The sequence below is a fragment of the Bradyrhizobium sp. SMVTL-02 genome, assembly GCF_051853005.1.
Lineage (GTDB): Bacteria > Pseudomonadota > Alphaproteobacteria > Rhizobiales > Xanthobacteraceae > Bradyrhizobium.
The window spans coordinates 6,443,372-6,460,885 of the sequence record NZ_CP182469.1; the positions used below are offsets into that span (position 1 = coordinate 6,443,372).

Below are 17,514 nucleotides of genomic sequence, written 5' to 3' on the forward strand. Positions count from 1 at the left end.
TCGTCGGCGAGGACGAACGGCAGCGCGACGACGCCCGCCGACTTTCGGCCTCGCGCAAAGCGCGTTTTCGCGCTTCTTTCGCCGGCACACGGGCACGCGAGCGCGCGACCTGGAGCGGCTGGAAAGTCTCGCCACCAAGATCAGAGGCAAGCTCGATGAGCTTCGCGCCGTGACACTACGCGAGGAGATCAGCAGGCCTGCTTTTGAGCTCTGGCAAATGGCGGGCCGCCCGTAAGGTCGCAACGGCGAATTCCGGTTGCGGGCAGAAGCTGAGCACGTAGGTAGAGCCGGGCTTAACATCAAGTTGGACGGGGCGCGAGACGTACAGAATCAAGGAGAGAGGCTCTCGCGCAGTCGGCGGAGCTGAGACCGGAGCCGCTCGCAGCCCAATTCCTTTTCGAACTTGGTGATTGCCTCAAGCGTAGGCTCAGCACGCATGCTCAGCAGACGCGCCATGTCGCGGCTACAAGTGTCTTCGGAACGAACAGACTCGTTCTGCGCCTGCTGTTTCGGAACCGTTTCCGCCGCCGGATTTCCGCCAGAAGGCAGAGCGGTACCGCCAACAAAGCTTTCGAACAGGCGCTGCACTTGCGGCCGCAGTCGAGTGCACGCGACCTCGCGCTGGAAGTTGATGATCTCTTCCGGCGCGGGGTTGGCGCGAAGACGCGCCAGCCTCGCTTCGTCGCGGACACAGGGGTCCACGGTCTGGGGCGCCGCCTGCGCCGGAAGCGGCGGCCTTGGAACCGTTGCGTTCACGGTTGGCGGTACCGGCGCTGGACTGACTACGGCCGGGTTCGACGGGCTGGGCACCGAAGCTGACGGGGGCGCCGGGGCGGCCACGACGGGTAGCGCCGGCGCAACTCTTGTTGTATCCGGCACCAAGGAGATGGTTGCGCCGCCGAGGGAGCCATAAATGAACGGCTCCTGCCGTCCACCAGTCATGGCGATAACTGCGTCGCGGACACGGCCAAGCGTGATCCGGATGTCGACGCCGGGCTCGGCAAGGTGTCTAAGTAGCGCGATTGCATAGGGACTGTTAACGCCGTCGCCGTCATAGGAAATCGAGCCGGCCTTCGCGGCGTAGGCGACCAGCGTATCGGCCCCAACGTCATCAAGCTTCGCCAGCCCGCCCCTGGCCGGTGTGCGGCCTGCCGAGCGCAGCTTGGCTGCAAAGGGGTTGTCGCGGCAGGCGTCGAGGAGGATCAAGCGCAGGCGGCGTACCGGTTGTAGCGCCCAGATGATGCGGTCGAGCGAGATAGCTTCATCATCGACGTCGTAGTCGCGGCTCAACCGAGCATCCACCGGTACGAGATAGTTAGTGCCGCTGATCTCAATGCCGTGGCCGGCGTAATAGACCACCGCTATATCCGCGTTCTCTGCCGTGATGAGAAACTCCCGCACGGTGCGCTTGAACTCGACGACACCAAGATCGTTGCGCGAAATGACGACTTCGAAGCCGATCGATCTGAATAGTGCCGCGATTGCCGAAGAGTCGTTGATGGTATTGGACAGCGTAGATGCGTTCTTATAGGCAGAGTTTCCGACAACGAGCGCGACCCGACGCTCCGCGGCTGCCGCATCGGCGAACAACGCGCCGACGACAAGGCAGAGGGAGTAGATCAAGAGTTGGCGCAGTTTCATCGCGGCATCAATATCCGTAACTCCGCCAGGAGCGATGGCGGTACTTCGAGCGCTTTCTCGGCGGCTGACCACTCTCCGTCACGGTGACGTTGATGACGTCGGAGAACACCGCCGGGTCCTGTGGTACGTGGGCGAAGTCGGCGAACAGCAGGCGCAGCTTGTGTTGGCCCACCGGCAGCGTGATCTTCGCTTCGGTCTGGCCGGCGCCGAAGTGCAGGTGGTTGAAGTCGTTCGGGATCGGCTGGTCGAGCGGAGGCAACTCCGCATCGACAAGTAAATGATGATGCCCGGTGTTGGGCTTATCGTAGCCCGCCGGTGCGACGCCCATATTCAACAGGCCGAAACGGATGACTGGGTTCGGAGAAATGTAAGAGCCGTTCTTCGGATAGATGAAATAAACCTTGGCGTCCTTCGGGGCGGGGCGACGTCCGCTGGCCGCGGGTTGCACCGCCGCAGGAGTGGCTTGAGCTACCGCGGGAGCGGTCTGGTCAGTGACCTTGACCTTAATCCTCTCGGAGGTCACCGGCGGGGAATGCGGAACGTGATTCTTGTCGCCGAACACAAGCTGCAAGGTGTGCTCGCCGGGCGTCAGCGAAATCTCTGCCTCGGTTTGTCCCGCGCCGAAATGCAGGTGCTGGAAGTCGTTTGGAATCTCGGAATTTAGCGGCGGCGTTGGCGAGTCGATTATCAAATGATGATGACCGCTATTGGCGCGGTCCGAACCTGCCGGCGCGACGCCCATGCCACGCAGGCCGAAATGCAGAGTAGTCTTGGTTGGCAGCGTATCGCCGTCTTTCAATCCGATGAAATAGACGGCTGCTCCCGCTGGCGACTGCGTCGGCCCGCCAGTCTGCGCCTGTGCCTGCACCACGTGGAAATGCATCAAACCAGCAAGAAATGGAACCAGAACCAATGTCAGCAATCGTTGCATCATCGGCAATCTTCCCAATACATGGATCCACAATTTGGACCGCAATAGCCGCAAGAATCTGAAATAATTGCAAGCATCACAGACGATCCCCATCCGCCTAGAACGAAGGGGAATGAAACGATATTCCTTTGCCGCCCAATGTAAACCGAAATCCGACGGCGCGAGCGTCGCCTTGCCGGTTGCGGCCGAATGAAGCATGCTATGTCACATTTGAATGTGACGTGTTCATACTTCCGATCGTTCGAGCCGACCGGAGATCACGATATGAAATCCGCCGTTTTGTCTGCCTTTTTCCTCATGGCACTCGTCGATTTTGCGAGCACTGCAGCCAGCGCGCAGCGAGGGCTCAGCAACGGCCCATCTGCCGACCCGCCATCCGCGTCATCCGACACCAGGGTAGCTGACCAAAGCGCCAGTCCGGATCCGGGTGAGCTATTTCGCGATTGCAACAATTGTCCCGAGCTTGTGGTCGTGCCGCCGGGGGACTTCGTGATGGGGTCGAATGACACGCCCTACGAGAAGCCCGAGCATACGGTCAGCATTCGCAAGCCCTTCGCCATTGGCCGGCGCGAGGTGACGTTCGCAGAATGGGATCAGTGCGCCGACATTGGCGCGTGCAGGGTGCGTCCCGAGGACCACGGCTGGGGGCGTGGCGACCGCCCGGTGATCAATGTCAGTTGGGAGGATGCCAAGCTGTTTGTCGCCTGGCTGTCGCAAAGGACCGGACAAAAATATCGTCTGCCCAGCGAAGCGGAGTGGGAATACGCCGCGCGGGCGGGAACCCGAACGCCGTTCTGGTGGGGCAAGGACGTCGGCGACCGTCATGCGCAGTGCGAGGGCTGCGGCAGTCCGATCAAGCAACAGGTCGTGCCCGCGGGCTCGTTCCGGCCAAATGGCTTTGGGCTCTACGACACCTCAGGTAATGCTGCGGAATGGGTCGAGGATTGCTGGAACGATTCCTATCGCAATGCGCCGAAGGATGCGTCGCCGTGGACGTCGGGCGACTGCCGCCTGCGGGTGCTGCGCGGGGGCAACTTCCTCAGCAGGGCCAGCGACGTCAGATCGTCGGCGAGGTTTCGCTACGACGTTGACGTTCGCTATTACGCCAATGGCTTTCGTATCGTGCGGGAGTTACCGTGATCATGCCGCGCGCGGGAATGATGCGCACGATCGTTGCAGCGCTTCTCGTGTTGACTGCCGTTACTCCGACCGCTTGGGCGCAATCCTACCCAGCGAGTGGTAAAATCGGCTATCTCCAGGAGTGGGAGATCACGGGAAGCTTGGCGAAAGCGGCAATGCGCCCCGCAGTGGAATATTCGGGGACGCTCACGCTGCGGCACATAGGCCTGTGTAGCATCAATGGTGTCGAGCAGAAACAGGCGCGCATGCAGCTGAAAGTTTCGTCCCTGCGCCTGGAAGGCACGTTGATCATGGACGACGATGAATGCCGCATCGTCGCTTCTGGATCATCAGGCTCGGGGCTGCTGACCTGCCGCAGCGGACAAGACATTCCGATCAATCTCCTGATCGGGAAAGCCGTCGAGACCGAGACGTCTGAGCGCGTCGGCCGCGGTCCCTAAACAAGTCGCAAGACGATTGTCCGTGAGAAAGATCATTGTCGACTATGCATTGAGTCCTGATCGCGTGTGCTGATCACACGCGACTTTGGAGCGCCGCGATCCGTTGTTCAGTTTGGCCTTTCAGCAGTTGCATTCATGTCCACTCTTTCGACGGCGGCGGAGAAGTACGCGCGGTACAGCTCTGAACGATTGCGTGCACGTCACGGTTTTTGAAGCGCGAGTTCCGACGCATTGAGTGCCGCTCGCTGAATGTAGCGGGCGATGCGAATGCAAAGCGCTCGCCGCCGCCATGCGTGATTTGCGGCACAGGGTCATGAGGCGGCGAGGCCTATCGTCAAATCATCGAACGGCAGTCACGCGGTTCGGCTTCATCCAAAAGGGAAAATATTATGCTTCGTGCAGGCCGGCAGCGGTATGTCGGCGACTGCACGACAGTCCGGAACGAGCAACAGCTCGAGCCAGCTCCAGCTCGGGACGGCAACTTTGCCGGGACCAGCCAGCATGGCCGTAGCAACAGCGCCGGCGCCATGCAGGTTGGCGATGGCAACCGTGTCCGAGTCCATCAATGGTAACGCCGCTGGCCTATCGGGCCGGCGGTACGGCGATTGGGCGGGTTCCAACCTCGCCCAACGCCATGCATCGAGGAGCTACACATGAAGCCTATTCAGCGACAATCGGTTGTGCTTGCTGCCGTGTTGATGGTTGCGTGGGCGAGCGTGTCCGCGCGGGCCGAGACGACGTCCGTGAACAATGGCAGCAATTCTGCCACGATCACCCAGAGCGGCGATCCATCCAAGACCGAAAAACAAGTCAAGACCGGTCGGGGTTACACCAGCATTGAGCAATACAGCGGCGGCAACTCGGCGATGATCATCCAGCGATCAAAGCCTGGCGCCAGCGATCCAGCCGATGCCGAAGCCGGCAAACGCCCGGATGCGCCGCCGGCACCTGGCGCAGCAGACGGTGATGCCGATCGTGATCCGCCATCGACCGACGCAGACGTCTACCGGCAGATCCGCAAAGGCGCCTCGCCGCAATCGCAGCAGACGCTCGACAGGTTGATGAAAGCCCTGGGCCTGCAAAACAAGATGTGACCGGCCTAGGCGGCGTTGCGGGCACGGCGTCGTGGTCGCGTGGGCGCAAGCCGTACTAAAATCTCGTCGCATGCGGTACGCTGCGTGACGGTTCCAGCCGTCCTCACCGGAAAAGCAGGACGCGGACCTTGAGGCGATCGCCTCGGCTTTGCGTGCGGCGCGCATTTCGCAACCGGTCACCGGCATCCCGTTCGCGCATCATAAGATTTCACTGCTGTCACTTGGCAGCAACAGCCAGTCCCTTCGGATCAGGTAATATGCGAACAGCTGGATGCTGGGCGCAATCCTCGTCAGGGGTCGGCAATGAATGGCAACTTAGCCAAGCGAGCAAGGCTAGGGCTAGGATGTGCGATCTGGGCGGCCGTCGTCTTGTTCGACGGGTCGGCCAGCGCACAAACAGGCTTCATCGATACGCCGGCTTCGGCTTTGTGCCCCTGAACGGACCGATCGTGCTGAACCAGGCGTTCGGGAACGGGCAGAACATTGCCGGGATCGTCCAGCTGGCGCCGAATCCGACGGCGACCGTCAACCAGACTGGCTTTTATAGCCGCAGCGCGATCATCCAGGTCGACGGCACCAACACTGCAAACATCACCCAGGTCGGCGATTTCAGCCACGCCTACGTCATTCAGGTTGGGCCGACTAACGCCTCCGCCGTCGCGCAGGCCGGTAACAAAACGTCGGCGATCGTCATTCAGGTCGCGGCGTCCCCCATCACTGCGGCCGGAACTGGATACCTCGAGCGCATTGCGTCGAATCTGCTGTTCGCTCCGGAGACCGCCGCGGCGCTGCCGAGCATGGCTCAAATCAGCGCTCAGGGATTTTCGCGCGACTTGTTGTCGCAGCTCGATACCGGCCGTGGGGAGGCCTGTGTCGATCAGCCTCTGTACGTGAAGGCACCGCCGCTCCCCTGTCGAGCTTCGGTGTTCGTGCAAGCCAATTATCGGCACGGCGACCACGCCGACGCCTTCGGGTCGACCATCTACAGCTATGATTCGGCCGGCGTCCTCGCGGGTGGCAAGGTTTATGTGACCCCGAATCTGACGTTGGGACCGACATTCGGCTACACGCACATCGCTTCAGATCTCAAGCAAGGGCTGGGCTCGACGGATCTCGACTCCTTCCATCTGGGGGGTTTCCTGGCCTACGACACGAGTTCGTTGTTCGTTCATGCGATCGCGTCATATGGCTGGAACCAGTTCGACATCTCTCGCACCGGGTTCTTCGGACCGATCACCCCCAACACCGACGCGAATACAACGGTTGCTGCAATCAAGGCCGGTTACTTGTTCGATCTCGGCGCCGTGCGGATCGGCCCGATCGGCGGGTTCACCTACACTGACACTCACGTCAAGGGCTATTCCGAAGCCGGCGATCCATTCCTGACCCAGACGGTCGCAGATCAGTTTCTTCAGTCGGCGGTGGTCAGTGGCGGCTTGCGCTTAAAGCCGCAATTCGCCGCGTTCGGTCCGGCCGATACCTTCTTTGACGTGACCGTGGAGAAGGACCTGCGCAATTCCATGCCGATCTTACAAACGGGGTTCAGGCTGGCGCCCGATGTGCCGACCTTCACACCGGTGCGTCCCATAAGGGACGTTTATGTTCGAATGTCAGGCGGCCTCGGGTATAACTTCACACCCAATGCAGGCGTCAACGTCGCGGCCGAGGGAATTGTCGCCAACAACGGCTCAAACAGTTTCGGGTTGAACGCGGGATTTAGATACGGCTTCTGAACCGCCGCATCCGAAAATTCCTGTACGGAAGGCCACCAAGCTATTTGCTAGCTAAACGATCTTCGCCGCCGCATTGCGATTGGCGCGTTGTGATGCATTTACCTCCCAGCCTTGTGGGCGGGCAGCTTCAACCAGATTGCACTTTGGGATTTCGTGCAGCCGGATTAGGTTGGCGTGATTGCCCGATCGTTTGGGCTACGGGAGTTTTTGTCGCGGCGCTGATGAGTACGACAAGCAAGACGGTCAACCTCGCTCTACAAGGCGGCGGCGCGCATGGCGCGTTTACCTGGGGCGTTTTAGATCGCCTCCTCGAGGAAGAACGGATGTCCTTCGAGGGAATCTGCGCGACCAGCGCCGGCGCCATGAACGCTACGGTCATGGCACATGGCCTGACAATCGGCGGTCGAGAGGGGGCCAAACATAGTCTTGCGGACTTTTGGCGGCGCATCAGTGAAGCGGCAGCCTGGGGACCGCTGCAGCCGTCCCCGTTCGATCGCCTAATGGGATATGGTTCGATCGAAAGATCTCCGGCCTTTATATTCTTCGACATGATGACGCGGCTTCTGTCGCCTTATGAGTTCAACCCATTGAATTACAACCCGCTGCGCGACGTGCTCGAGGAGACAGTCGATTTCGAACGGCTTCGCAGGGAGAATGTCGTCAAGCTGTTCCTTTGTGCGACGAATGTGCGAACCGGAAAAGTGAAGATCTTCGAGAACGACGAAGTGACACTCTCGGCCGTTCTTGCCTCCGGGTGCCTTCCGTTGCTGTTCCAGGCTATCGAAATCGATGGTGAAGCCTATTGGGACGGCGGCTACATGGGCAATCCGGCAATTTTCCCGCTCATTTATAAGTGCCAGTCCACCGACGTCATCGTCATCCATATCAATCCGATCGTGCGCGAGGCGATTCCTCGCGCGGCCAGCGACATACTGAATCGACTAAACGAGATCAGTTTCAATTCGTCGCTGATGCGAGAGATGCGGGCGATTGCCTTCGCCAACAAGCTCGTCAAGAGAGGTGCGCTGGGCGACGAGGTAAAGACAATGCTGATTCATGGGATCGAGGCAGAATTGTTCATGAAAGACCTCGGAGTTGCCTCCAAGTACAACGCCGACTGGAATTTCCTTACCCACCTGCGTGATGTAGGTCGCTCCTGCGCCGATAAGTGGCTCACGGCGAATTTTTGTCATGTCGGTACGCGCTCGACTATCGATATTCACGCGAGATATTTGTGAGCGCAGCCAGGTTGCTACAGCCGACCTCTCGGCACTTCGATTTCAGCAGTTGCATTCATGTCCACTCTTTCGACGGCGGCGGAGAAGTACGCGCGGTACAGCTCTGAACGATTGCGTGCACGTCACGGTTTTTGAAGCGCGAGTTCCGACGCATTGAGTGCCGCTCGCTGAATGTAGCGGGCGATGCGAATGCAAAGCGCTCGCCGCCGCCATGCGTGATTTGCGGCACAGGGTCATGAGGCGGCGAGGCCTATCGTCAAATCATCGAACGGCAGTCAAGCGGTTCGGCTTCATCCAAAAGGGAAAATATTATGCTTCGTGCAGGCCGGCAGCGGTATGTCGGCGACTGCACGACAGTCCGGAACGAGCAACAGCTCGAGCCAGCTCCAGCTCGGGGACGGCAACTTTGCCGGGACCAGCCAGCATGGCCGTAGCAACAGCGCCGGCGCCATGCAGGTCGGCGATGGCAACCGTGTCCGCGTCCATCAATGGTAACGCCGCTGGCCTATCGGGCCGGCGGTACGGCGATTGGGCGGGTTCCAACCTCGCCCAACGCCATGCATCGAGGAGCTACACATGAAGCCTATTCAGCGACAATCGGTTGTGCTTGCTGCCGTAATCGGTTGTGCTTGCTGCCGTGTTGATGGTTGCGTGGGCGAGCGTGTCCGCGCGGGCCGAGACGACGTCCGTGAACAATGGCAGCAATTCTGCCACGATCACCCAGAGCGGCGATCCATCCAAGACCGAAAAACAAGTCAAGACCGGTCCGGGTTACACCAGCATTGAGCAATACAGCGGCGGCAACTCGGCGATGATCATCCAGCGATCAAAGCCTGGCGCCAGCGATCCAGCCGATGCCGAAGCCGGCAAACGCCCGGATGCGCCGCCGGCACCTGGCGCAGCAGACGGTGATGCCGATCGTGATCCGCCATCGACCGACGCAGACGTCTACCGGCAGATCCGCAAAGGCGCCTCGCCGCAATCGCAGCAGACGCTCGACAGGTTGATGAAAGCCCTGGGCCTGCAAAACAAGATGTGACCGGCCTCACCAGGCCTCTCGCCTGCCGCGACCGTAAAGGACACTTGGGAGGGGTTCTGCGTGACGTACTTTACGTGAGCTTGAGCCCACCTCTCCTAGTCTGACGTGCCAGTCAAACGGGAGACACCACATGCATTTGGCGACCGTTCATGCAACGATCCCGATCGGACCGACGCTCGCCTCGGCCGACGATACGATCGCTTTGCCACTGTCCACGACCGCTACAACGACCACGCCAACAACAATGCCGGCGCCTGCCGACGCGCCGGTTCCTCCGTCTAATCCGCAAAGTCCGCTAGAGAGGAATTGCACGACCCTGGGAGGGAAGACCCTTAAGTGGTCTTTCCCGAATTTGCCATTTGGAGCCGCGCGATGCTCTTGAGATGGTGTGCGGGTTGCGCCGGAAATCCGACTGCGCGAGCATCGCTCCGACGAAGGCGCGGCGAATGACCCCCGATGCGATCGCGTTCAAGCCCTGACGAAGAACCAAGAATGAACGCTGCGCTGACCGCATGGCATCCTCAGTGTGGCTTGCCCAGCACGAATGCGAACGGCAGAACGAAAATCTCGTCGCCGGCCTCATCGCTGACATGCAAGACCCATTGACGCCAATCTTCCAGGTTGGTCCCTGTCACGAGCGATCGCACCCTGCGGGTGGCCTCCTCGCACGCCTCGATCGGATCGGATACGAATGTGCCGCGACGATCCATCAATACGCCGCGAGCGTTAGTGCAATGGAAATAGATCTGAGCCATGTACGCCTCCTCGTGACATCCGGGTGAGCAAGCTCGACCCTGCATGTCGGAGTCATACTAGGCGTTCAAGGGATCCTCCGTGATCATGCGCACACGGTGCCGCTTGGCAACTTCGCAGGACGATGGTCGCAGCGGAAAACTCCGTGGCCGCCGTCTGTCATACGCGTTGGGTTTGGCCTGCTTGCCGCCGCTTGAAGCAGGCGGCGCCTGATCTGAAATCATTCTAGCTCGCTACGACTTTTTTTCGGCGGCCTCTCACACGCTCTACTGTGCGTCACCTTTGCGATCTTCAGTTTCTTCCGTCCGCCCTCCACTGAGGAAGCCCTGCGAAGGCCGATATCGCCGGGCCGGCCTTTCACACTGAAGCCCGCCGACCGCTAGTCATTTCGAGACTTGGTCCCCTTCTCGAAGAAGGTGCGGTCAGCCGACCAGCTCCGAAAGCGCTCCCTCCGACGGCCTTTAGCGGCCCTAAAGACGCGGCTTAGGTCCTGTCGAAAGGTCACCAAGCCTGCATCAGGGGCACGACGGAAGTCGGCCTGAGGAGCCCCTCAGATCGACCGGGAGCGACTTCACTGACCGCGGCAGCGAGGAACGCACGCCGCAACAGTACGTTCCAGTCATCGCAATCTGCGATTCCGAAACCCACAGTGGAGCATTCAAATGAGGTCCATCGCGTGCGCCCTCGTCTTCGCACTGGCGATATCGGCTCCGGCCGGATTTGCCCAGACGACCAAGCCTGATGTGTCGTCCGCGCCGAGCGCGCAGAACTCCGGCGCGGGCATCGCCGGCCAGCCTGGCAACAAGAATGGTCCGGCGGCAAAACCGGGAGAGACGGTCGGCGCCAGCTCGACGGCCAACCAGCAAAATCCGACGGTGCAGCAGCAGGACACGTCCAACATCAAGGGGCTGCCTGGGAACAAGAGCGGTCCGCCGGCCAAGAAGCCGGATCAGCAGTGACAGTGAAGCTAAGGCGCCCCGCACGTTGAATACCGCGACAGCTCCGCCCTTGCTCTGGGAATGAACGGAACAGGGGCCGAGCCCGCTGTCTCTGTGGGCGCCCAAAAGACAGCCTCAACTCGGGGCTGGCTGGAGTTGAGGCCAAGGTGTCCTGGGCCAGCCAAGGCTTTACGCCAGCTCAGCTCCAACAACTTGCATCAACGACGGGCTACTAGCTCTTGGGCAACCGGCGTACCTCGGATTTGCAGTGTGCTTGCAAATGATAGGCCCCCTGTCCTCTTTCCGAGTTCGGCGGAGCTGTTCCAGCCCATCTTCGATCGATCGGAGATCATCCTGAACGTACTTGGCTGCGCGGCCGGCTAGTTCCTTCATGTTGGCACCGCGGCAATCCGAGGAGGAATTCGCAGGTTCCGATTCGCCTGCGGCGTTGATGCCGAAGGTCACGAGACCCCGGATGCCTTGAAGGATTTCATCCAGAGCAAGCTTGGCCGCTGGATTGGGCTTCCGCTCCGGTCCTAAAGCACCAGGCTCACCAACCAGACCGTGAGCGAGCAGCAGACCGCAATTCCAAGGTATGGCAATACAATTGTCATCGGTGCCTCACTGACGAATCCCGACGCTCAAATCGAGCGCAAGATTCGCATATTCGCGGCCGCGTGACTATCTCGTTCTCATGCGCAGCACATTCAAGTTCGGCCTGGCCCACCTCCGCCAAGGCCGTCCCCGACGGCCCCCGGCCGGTTCCACGAGATCAGGTACGACAGCTATCGCCTGCGCGTCGAGCGCAACGGCCTCACCGTGCGCCTGATCACCAGGAACCGGGCACAACTGGTGGACCGACCGCTCTCCCCTGGATCGTCCAGGCCGCGCTGCGCAACGCAAGCGGCAATGCGTCATCGACGGCGAGGCCGTGGTGCTCGGCGTCGGCGGCGTCTCCGACTTCGATGCGCTGCACTCGCGCTGGCGCGACGACGAGGTGCAGCTCTATGCCTTCAATCTCCTAGCGCTCGGCGGCGAGGACCTGCGCAAGCTGCCGCTCGAGATGCGCAAGACCACCCTCGCCCGGCTGCTCCGCGGCCGCCCTGACGGCATGTTCATCGCGCCGTTCGAACGCGGCGCGATCCGGCCTGATCTGTTTCGCGCGGCCTCCGCCCGCGGTCGATTTTCCCTGTGGAGGCTAAAGCTTACGGTAAGTAACGTGCGCCGTCGCAAACGGGATACCAGCACGGCCAGCACGGCCGCGGACTATGCAAGCTCGTTCATCGATTCCATAAAACCAATTGTCGAAATTCAGCTTGAACGATCTACCGCCCCCTTGCGGCGTATCGCGCGTGTATTTCCAATGGAATGCGCAACCGCCTTGCTCCCCAATGGCCTCACCTTCCAGTCTGTTTTCCAAGCCGGTGTACTTGCCTTCCTCACCCTTTCGGAGCGTCCAATGAAGAGTATCGCTATGACCATCGTCGAATGTATATGCCTCGATGAACAGCACTGTATCGGTATCGGCATCTAGTTCGCCGTGACCAGCAATTGTTGCGCGCCTCAATAATCCGCCAACTAGACTTTCTAGTACTGCCCAACCTTCGAGCCGCCCTACGAAAAAACGTTCAGGAAGAAATAGCGGCGTTGTTCCTCTAAAAGCATCGATCGCCATTGGTATACCCTTCGAAATGCGTCTAACGAATAAATCTCCTTTTCTCGTCTGGTTCCTAGCTGGCGGGAACGTGCTCGGCTCGGAGCGCTGAACCAGCCTCCGCACGCCCTGGGATTTACACGGTCGGATTAACACCGCTCAGCCTTCACTGTTTCAGATGCGTTCGGGGCTCATCGCAAGGCACACAGCGCGTCACTCCAAAACATTGATTGCGGCTTCATTGCATACCGCGGTCACGAAAAGGAGACGGCCGCACCAATATATTGGATGGCCACCAAAGGCTAAATCGAGCGGCTGATCTCGGAGCCTTGGCGCCTCGTAGGCGGCAGTTAAAGGCCCGACGAGCTAGCGGGCTGGAACGCCGACTCAGAAGCTCTTTGCGGCTCGACGGTATACGGTTCGGTGTGGCCGCGCCGGCATCCTTGCCATCCTTGCCAGCCAAGCCGAGAAAAGGTCTGGGCTGGGGAGGCAATCTCTTGACTTGAAACTCCGCGATTTCGGCGGGATACTTGGACCAAGTCTTGCCCATCATCATTCCGAGGAAGATGATCATGGCGATCCAGATCGTGATGGACAGTACCGGCGATAGCCGTCACTTTTTCAATCCAGACGACGCGCGAGAGCTCGCAAAGGCCGAACGGCGATTCCACAAATTGACCGACGCTGGCTTCACCGCAGCGGTCCGGACGGGTGCGGGTCAAGTAGCGCAAATGCGATCGTTCGACCCGAACGCGGAAGAAACCGTCTTCTTCCCTAGGCTGGTCGGCGGGTGATCGGCCCGCGCTATGTTGGGCTTCAGATCATCTCGCCCGCGTGAAGGCCGGCGCGCGAGAGCCATTCGGGCTCTCTTCATCAGACACGGCGCCGAACGAACTCCGGAGGGCCGCTCGCTGCAGCTCTTGCGGGCGTGGCTATCGCCGGCCCAGCGTGCACAGTTCACGGAAAAGGGATACTTCGAGGTCACCGGCGGCGACACTGGAAGGAAGTATAGGATCTACGCGGGCGCGTCGACGAACGTCTGCGAGGTCGACGAAAAGGGGCGCCCGATGCGCGGCCTGTGTTTCATGCCGCGTGGCAATCTGCCGGTCGGAGATGTTATGCTTTCCCAAAAGATCGCGCTGGAATGCAGCGAGAACCACGCGCTCGAGGTGGCCAGAAGGTTCGCACCGACTGGCTTCACGTTCGGGCGAAGTCGGCTCCTTGGTTGAGCCGCAACGGTTCTCGCTTGGACATCGGTGAAAGATTGACATAGCGGAGATCGAAGACGAGCTGACATCGGTGGGGACACCTTTCTGCAAGACCCGCATAACGACGAAGCCTCCGCCACTGAACTCGCACAGGATCTCGTCCGACTGCCGAAAGTGACCGACCACGCGAGACAGGAGATGCAGCCCGGGTGCCCTTTCGGCGGAGCATAGACCCCCAGTAGGCGATTGAGGATGCCGTCCTCGAACCCTTTGATCGAGATATTGCCGGGCGCGAAGGAAACGTTCTCGATTTTCGTCGGCGCCTTCATCCAGTCGAGGCGCTTGGCGTGTTCCGCCCAGAAGCCGTTCGGGTCCGAGATCGAGCGGGCGTACATCTCCTTGTACTTGGCCTTGTCGACCCAGGCGCGCTTCGCCCACTCGGCAGGTACGTCGTAGATCTTCTCGGAGGTATCTCCGACCAGGTTGTCCATCGTATCCTCCCCTACGCAGTCGGCTGCGTTCCATCACGCCTGCAAAAACTGAGTGACCACATCAATTTGCTCGCGGACCATCAGCGGAGGCACGTGGCCACAATCATCGAACTGAAAAACATTGGCCAATCGGTTGCGCTTTCGCATCTCGGCCGCGAGGTCGAATGAGAGCAAGTCAGAGCGAGCGCCGCGCAGCACAAGCATCGGCACCTTGATCGCCTCCCAATAGGCCCAGAGATTGAGCGGTTGAAACCATGGCAACCGAAAGCCCTTCGCAATCTTGGGATCGCATAACAGCAGGTATCCCTGTCGGACGTCGTCCCAACGGACGCTGTGCGTGGTGAGATGGCGCCAATGCTCGTCGAGCAGCTCACCATAAGGTGCCAGCACGGTTCGAAAGTAGGTCTCAGCATCTTCAATCGTCGCAAACAGCGCCGGCATCTTGTCGATGTACTGGCCGATCCGCTGAAGCCCAGTCGACGAAACGAAGGGGCCGATATCGTTGATGACGAGCTTGCGAACGATACTGCCGGAAAAGCCGGCCATGATCATGCCGATCAACCCGCCCAGCGAAGTTCCGACCCAGTCCACCTCAGAAACGCCAAGGCGTGCGATCAGGGCGTTCATGTCTGCGCAATATTGGGGAAGCGCGTAATGATCGGGATCGCCTATCCAGCCGCTGCGTCCACGGCCCGGCAGATCCGGGCAAATCACCCGTCGTCCGGCAGCCATCAACTGCTCCGCCAGATGATCGAAATCCCGACCCTGCCGCGTCAGCCCATGCACGCAAACGACCGGTCTCTCGTCCTCGAGAGGCCCCCAATCGGTATAGGCCAATTGGTGAAAGCCGGAGGGCGAGAGCCCGAGCACCACCCCCTCCCGGTCCGGTCGCCCGGATTTCGGCGATCCACCCGCCATGTCCCTCATTAGCCTGCTAGCCGCTTCAAACATGTGCCCCTGCAACCTGATCAGCAGGTCCGCGCCCTCCAAACGGGCACGGACCGTGCCGACATCGCCTACTTCTTGCCTTCGCCCGGGAGAAACGCCGTTCTCATCTTTTCGAAATCCTCGGTCATCCGTGCCTTGCGGGCGAATTCACCCTGCTGCTGGCTCGACGGCTTCATGTCACGAAACGCCGTGCGCACCTGCTCGCTGGTGACGCGCAGGATTTCCAGCTGGCGATGAGAGATTGCGGCCGCTCCCTCCGCCGTTCAGCTGAGCGGCCTTCGACATCGCCTCGATGATCAGCTTCCTCGGTTAGATGCTGGCTTCTTCCTTGCGCAACCCGCGCGCGAAGGCTTGCGCCTCGGCCCGGGTTTCAAAGATGTGCGGGGCGACGTGACGCTCGGCGAGACCCTCGCCCAGCTTGAGACGCATGAATGCGCTGGTGGTGTAGCGCGATGCCGAGCTGTAATAGCGCTGCTCAAGATAGGCGATCATCGAGAAATAGGTGTCGCTGACCGCTGGATCCAAATGGAAGCCGTCATAGTTGGCGACGAGCGCCACCGGTTTGCCGACGGCACGACAGGCGCGTTCGACCTCGCGGCGAACCAGGTCCACGTCCTCGACCGTCCTGACGTCGAAGCCCTCGAAATTGACGAACAGAGTGTTGCGCTCGGCATCGTAGCCAATCCGGTCAGCGAGGCTTCGGCCGAGCAGCATGTGATCCAGGCCCATCGGTCCGTCGCGGAAGATGCGGGGATCCATCGGCTTGACGTTGCGGACCAGCGGCTCGAATTCCATGTGCGCCAGGACGTCGCGATCGACATCAATGCCGCGCGCCACCTCGATCAGCTCCACACCGGCAGGGGTCCGCTGCAACACGCACCGCTCGGTGACATAGAACACCGGCTGGCCGGTCGCCACCGCATGATCGCCGCTAAATGTGATCTGCTCGACCGCGGAGACGAACTTCTTGGTCGTGCCTTCGCGCAGGATATGGAGTGCGCCGTCCTCAACCGCGACCTTCAAACCGCCGCTGGTGAACGTACCTGCAAAAACCAGCTTCTTGGAGCTCTGCGAGATATTGATGAATCCGCCGGCACCCGCCAGCCGCGAACCGAAACGGCTGACATTGACGTTTCCGGCAGCATCCGCCTGCGCCATGCCGAGACAGGCCAGATCGAGCCCACCGCCGTCGTAGAAATCGAACTGCTGGTTCTGGTGAATCACCGCATCGGGGTTGAGCGCTGTCCCAAAATTCAATCCACCCTGCGGCATGCCCCCAATGATGCCGGGCTCGGCCGTGAGCGTCAGGAACTCGAGCATGTGCTCTTCGGCAGCAACCGCCGCGACGCCCTCGGGCATACCGATACCGAGATTGACGACGCCGCCCGGCGGCAGTTCGAAGGCACAGCGCCGCGCGATGATCTTGCGCTCGTCGAGTTCCAGCGGCTTGACCCGGTCCATCGGCACCCGCTGCCGGCCAGAGAAGGCGTGGCTGTAGGTCGCGCCATAGGTCTGGACGTGATTGGCGGAATCGGCGACCACGACGCAATCGACGAGGATACCCGGGATCTGCACCTCGCGGGGGTTGAGCGAGTTGCTCGCCGCGATGCGCTCGACCTGCACGATGACGAAGCCGCGGGAATTCTTCGCCGCCATCGCCATCGCCAGATTGTCCAATGTCAGCGCCTCGCGCTCCATGGTGATGTTGCCGGCGGGATCGGCCGTCGTGCCGCGCAACAGCGCCACATTGATTGGAAACGATTTGTAGCGCAGCCACTCCTCATCGTTGATCCGCATCAGCTCGACGAGATCCTCGGTGGTGCTCTCGTTGAGCTTGCCGCCTTGCAGGCGGGGATCGACGAAGGTCTTGAGGCCAACCTTGGAGATCACGCCGGGGCCGCGTGCAGCGATGTTGCGATAGAGATGCGAGATGCAGCCGAGCGGCAAATTGTAGGCCTCGATCCGGTTGGCGAGTGCGAGCTCGCCGAGCTTGGGCACCAGCGCCCAATGGCCGCCGACCACGCGCTTCAACAGGCCGTCATGGGCGAGCCGGTTGAGGCCGCGGTCTCCGGCATCGCCGGGCGCAGCCGCAAACATGAGAGTGAGGTCCGCGGGGTGCCGGGTTTCGCGATAGCGCTTCTCCAGCGCGATCAGGAGCTCATCGGGCGTGCCAATGCCGACGAAGCCGGACGTGCAGACCGTATCGCGATCCCTGATGATTGCGACCGCCTCGTCGGCGGAGACGATTTTGTCCTTGTTCATCGCG

Annotated in this window: 16 protein-coding genes and 1 pseudogene; 10 read left to right on the forward strand and 7 right to left on the reverse strand. The window is 60.7% G+C overall.

From position 1 onward, the window contains the following. Positions 1 to 330: 330 nt before the first annotated feature. Both ACNJYB_RS30775 and ACNJYB_RS30780 read right to left on the reverse strand, forming a co-directional pair. Positions 331 to 1,641, reverse strand: a complete 1,311-nt coding sequence (locus ACNJYB_RS30775; RefSeq protein ID WP_439370301.1) for a caspase family protein — start codon at positions 1,639 to 1,641, stop codon at positions 331 to 333. A gap of 7 nt (positions 1,642 to 1,648) precedes the next feature. Further along, positions 1,649 to 2,770, reverse strand: a complete 1,122-nt coding sequence (locus ACNJYB_RS30780; RefSeq protein WP_439370302.1) for a DUF4399 domain-containing protein — start codon at positions 2,768 to 2,770, stop codon at positions 1,649 to 1,651. 66 nt (positions 2,771 to 2,836) lie between these two features. On the opposite strand from ACNJYB_RS30780, the gene ACNJYB_RS30785 reads away from it, so the two are divergent. The 8 genes from ACNJYB_RS30785 (at position 2,837) to ACNJYB_RS30820 (ending at position 9,256) form a co-directional block, all read left to right on the forward strand. After that, a complete protein-coding gene (locus ACNJYB_RS30785; RefSeq protein ID WP_439370303.1) occupies positions 2,837 to 3,712 on the forward strand; it encodes a formylglycine-generating enzyme family protein in 876 nt (291 codons plus the stop codon). Further along, positions 3,709 to 4,152 (forward strand): hypothetical protein, encoded by a 444-nt coding sequence (locus tag ACNJYB_RS30790; protein WP_439370304.1) that lies wholly within the window; start codon positions 3,709 to 3,711, stop codon positions 4,150 to 4,152. Before ACNJYB_RS30785 ends, ACNJYB_RS30790 begins: the two co-directional genes overlap by 4 nt. Before the next feature lie 389 nt (positions 4,153 to 4,541). After that, positions 4,542 to 4,724, forward strand: coding sequence for a curlin repeat-containing protein (locus tag ACNJYB_RS30795; RefSeq protein ID WP_439370305.1), 183 nt, complete (start codon positions 4,542 to 4,544; stop codon positions 4,722 to 4,724). 81 nt (positions 4,725 to 4,805) lie between these two features. Continuing rightward, positions 4,806 to 5,246: a hypothetical protein gene (locus ACNJYB_RS30800; protein WP_439370306.1), complete on the forward strand. Its 441-nt coding sequence runs from the start codon at positions 4,806 to 4,808 to the stop codon at positions 5,244 to 5,246. A gap of 344 nt (positions 5,247 to 5,590) precedes the next feature. Then, positions 5,591 to 6,979: an autotransporter domain-containing protein gene (locus tag ACNJYB_RS30805; RefSeq protein ID WP_439370307.1), complete on the forward strand. Its 1,389-nt coding sequence runs from the start codon at positions 5,591 to 5,593 to the stop codon at positions 6,977 to 6,979. Positions 6,980 to 7,200: 221 nt separating this feature from the next. After that, positions 7,201 to 8,217, forward strand: a complete 1,017-nt coding sequence (locus ACNJYB_RS30810; protein WP_439375683.1) for a patatin-like phospholipase family protein — start codon at positions 7,201 to 7,203, stop codon at positions 8,215 to 8,217. A 336-nt stretch (positions 8,218 to 8,553) separates the two neighbouring features. Continuing rightward, positions 8,554 to 8,712, forward strand: coding sequence for a curlin repeat-containing protein (locus tag ACNJYB_RS30815; protein WP_439370308.1), 159 nt, complete (start codon positions 8,554 to 8,556; stop codon positions 8,710 to 8,712). Between the two features lie 193 nt (positions 8,713 to 8,905). Then, positions 8,906 to 9,256, forward strand: a complete 351-nt coding sequence (locus tag ACNJYB_RS30820) for a hypothetical protein (protein ID WP_439370309.1) — start codon at positions 8,906 to 8,908, stop codon at positions 9,254 to 9,256. 521 nt (positions 9,257 to 9,777) lie between these two features. Here ACNJYB_RS30820 and ACNJYB_RS30825 read toward each other — a convergent pair. Beyond that, the gene (locus tag ACNJYB_RS30825) at positions 9,778 to 10,011 is read right to left on the reverse strand and encodes a DUF6894 family protein (protein ID WP_439370310.1); all 234 of its coding nucleotides are present in this window, start codon (positions 10,009 to 10,011) and stop codon (positions 9,778 to 9,780) included. Between the two features lie 660 nt (positions 10,012 to 10,671). On the opposite strand from ACNJYB_RS30825, the gene ACNJYB_RS30830 reads away from it, so the two are divergent. Continuing rightward, on the forward strand, positions 10,672 to 10,968 hold the full coding sequence (locus ACNJYB_RS30830; protein WP_439370311.1) for a hypothetical protein: 297 nt from the start codon (positions 10,672 to 10,674) through the stop codon (positions 10,966 to 10,968). A 1,177-nt stretch (positions 10,969 to 12,145) separates the two neighbouring features. Here ACNJYB_RS30830 and ACNJYB_RS30835 read toward each other — a convergent pair. After that, complete coding sequence (locus ACNJYB_RS30835; RefSeq protein WP_439370312.1) at positions 12,146 to 12,622, reverse strand: DUF3833 family protein; 477 nt, start codon at positions 12,620 to 12,622, stop codon at positions 12,146 to 12,148. A gap of 551 nt (positions 12,623 to 13,173) precedes the next feature. On the opposite strand from ACNJYB_RS30835, the gene ACNJYB_RS30840 reads away from it, so the two are divergent. Then, complete coding sequence (locus ACNJYB_RS30840; protein WP_439370313.1) at positions 13,174 to 13,395, forward strand: hypothetical protein; 222 nt, start codon at positions 13,174 to 13,176, stop codon at positions 13,393 to 13,395. Between the two features lie 659 nt (positions 13,396 to 14,054). Here ACNJYB_RS30840 and ACNJYB_RS30845 read toward each other — a convergent pair. The 3 genes and pseudogenes from ACNJYB_RS30845 to ACNJYB_RS30855 form a co-directional block, all read right to left on the reverse strand. Next, a pseudogene (locus ACNJYB_RS30845) lies at positions 14,055 to 14,300 on the reverse strand (acetyl-coenzyme A synthetase N-terminal domain-containing protein); the annotation flags it as partial. A 33-nt stretch (positions 14,301 to 14,333) separates the two neighbouring features. Further along, positions 14,334 to 15,170, reverse strand: coding sequence for an alpha/beta fold hydrolase (locus ACNJYB_RS30850; protein WP_439370314.1), 837 nt, complete (start codon positions 15,168 to 15,170; stop codon positions 14,334 to 14,336). Positions 15,171 to 15,557: 387 nt separating this feature from the next. Then, positions 15,558 to 17,510, reverse strand: a complete 1,953-nt coding sequence (locus ACNJYB_RS30855; protein ID WP_439370315.1) for an acyl CoA:acetate/3-ketoacid CoA transferase — start codon at positions 17,508 to 17,510, stop codon at positions 15,558 to 15,560. Positions 17,511 to 17,514: the final 4 nt, after the last annotated feature.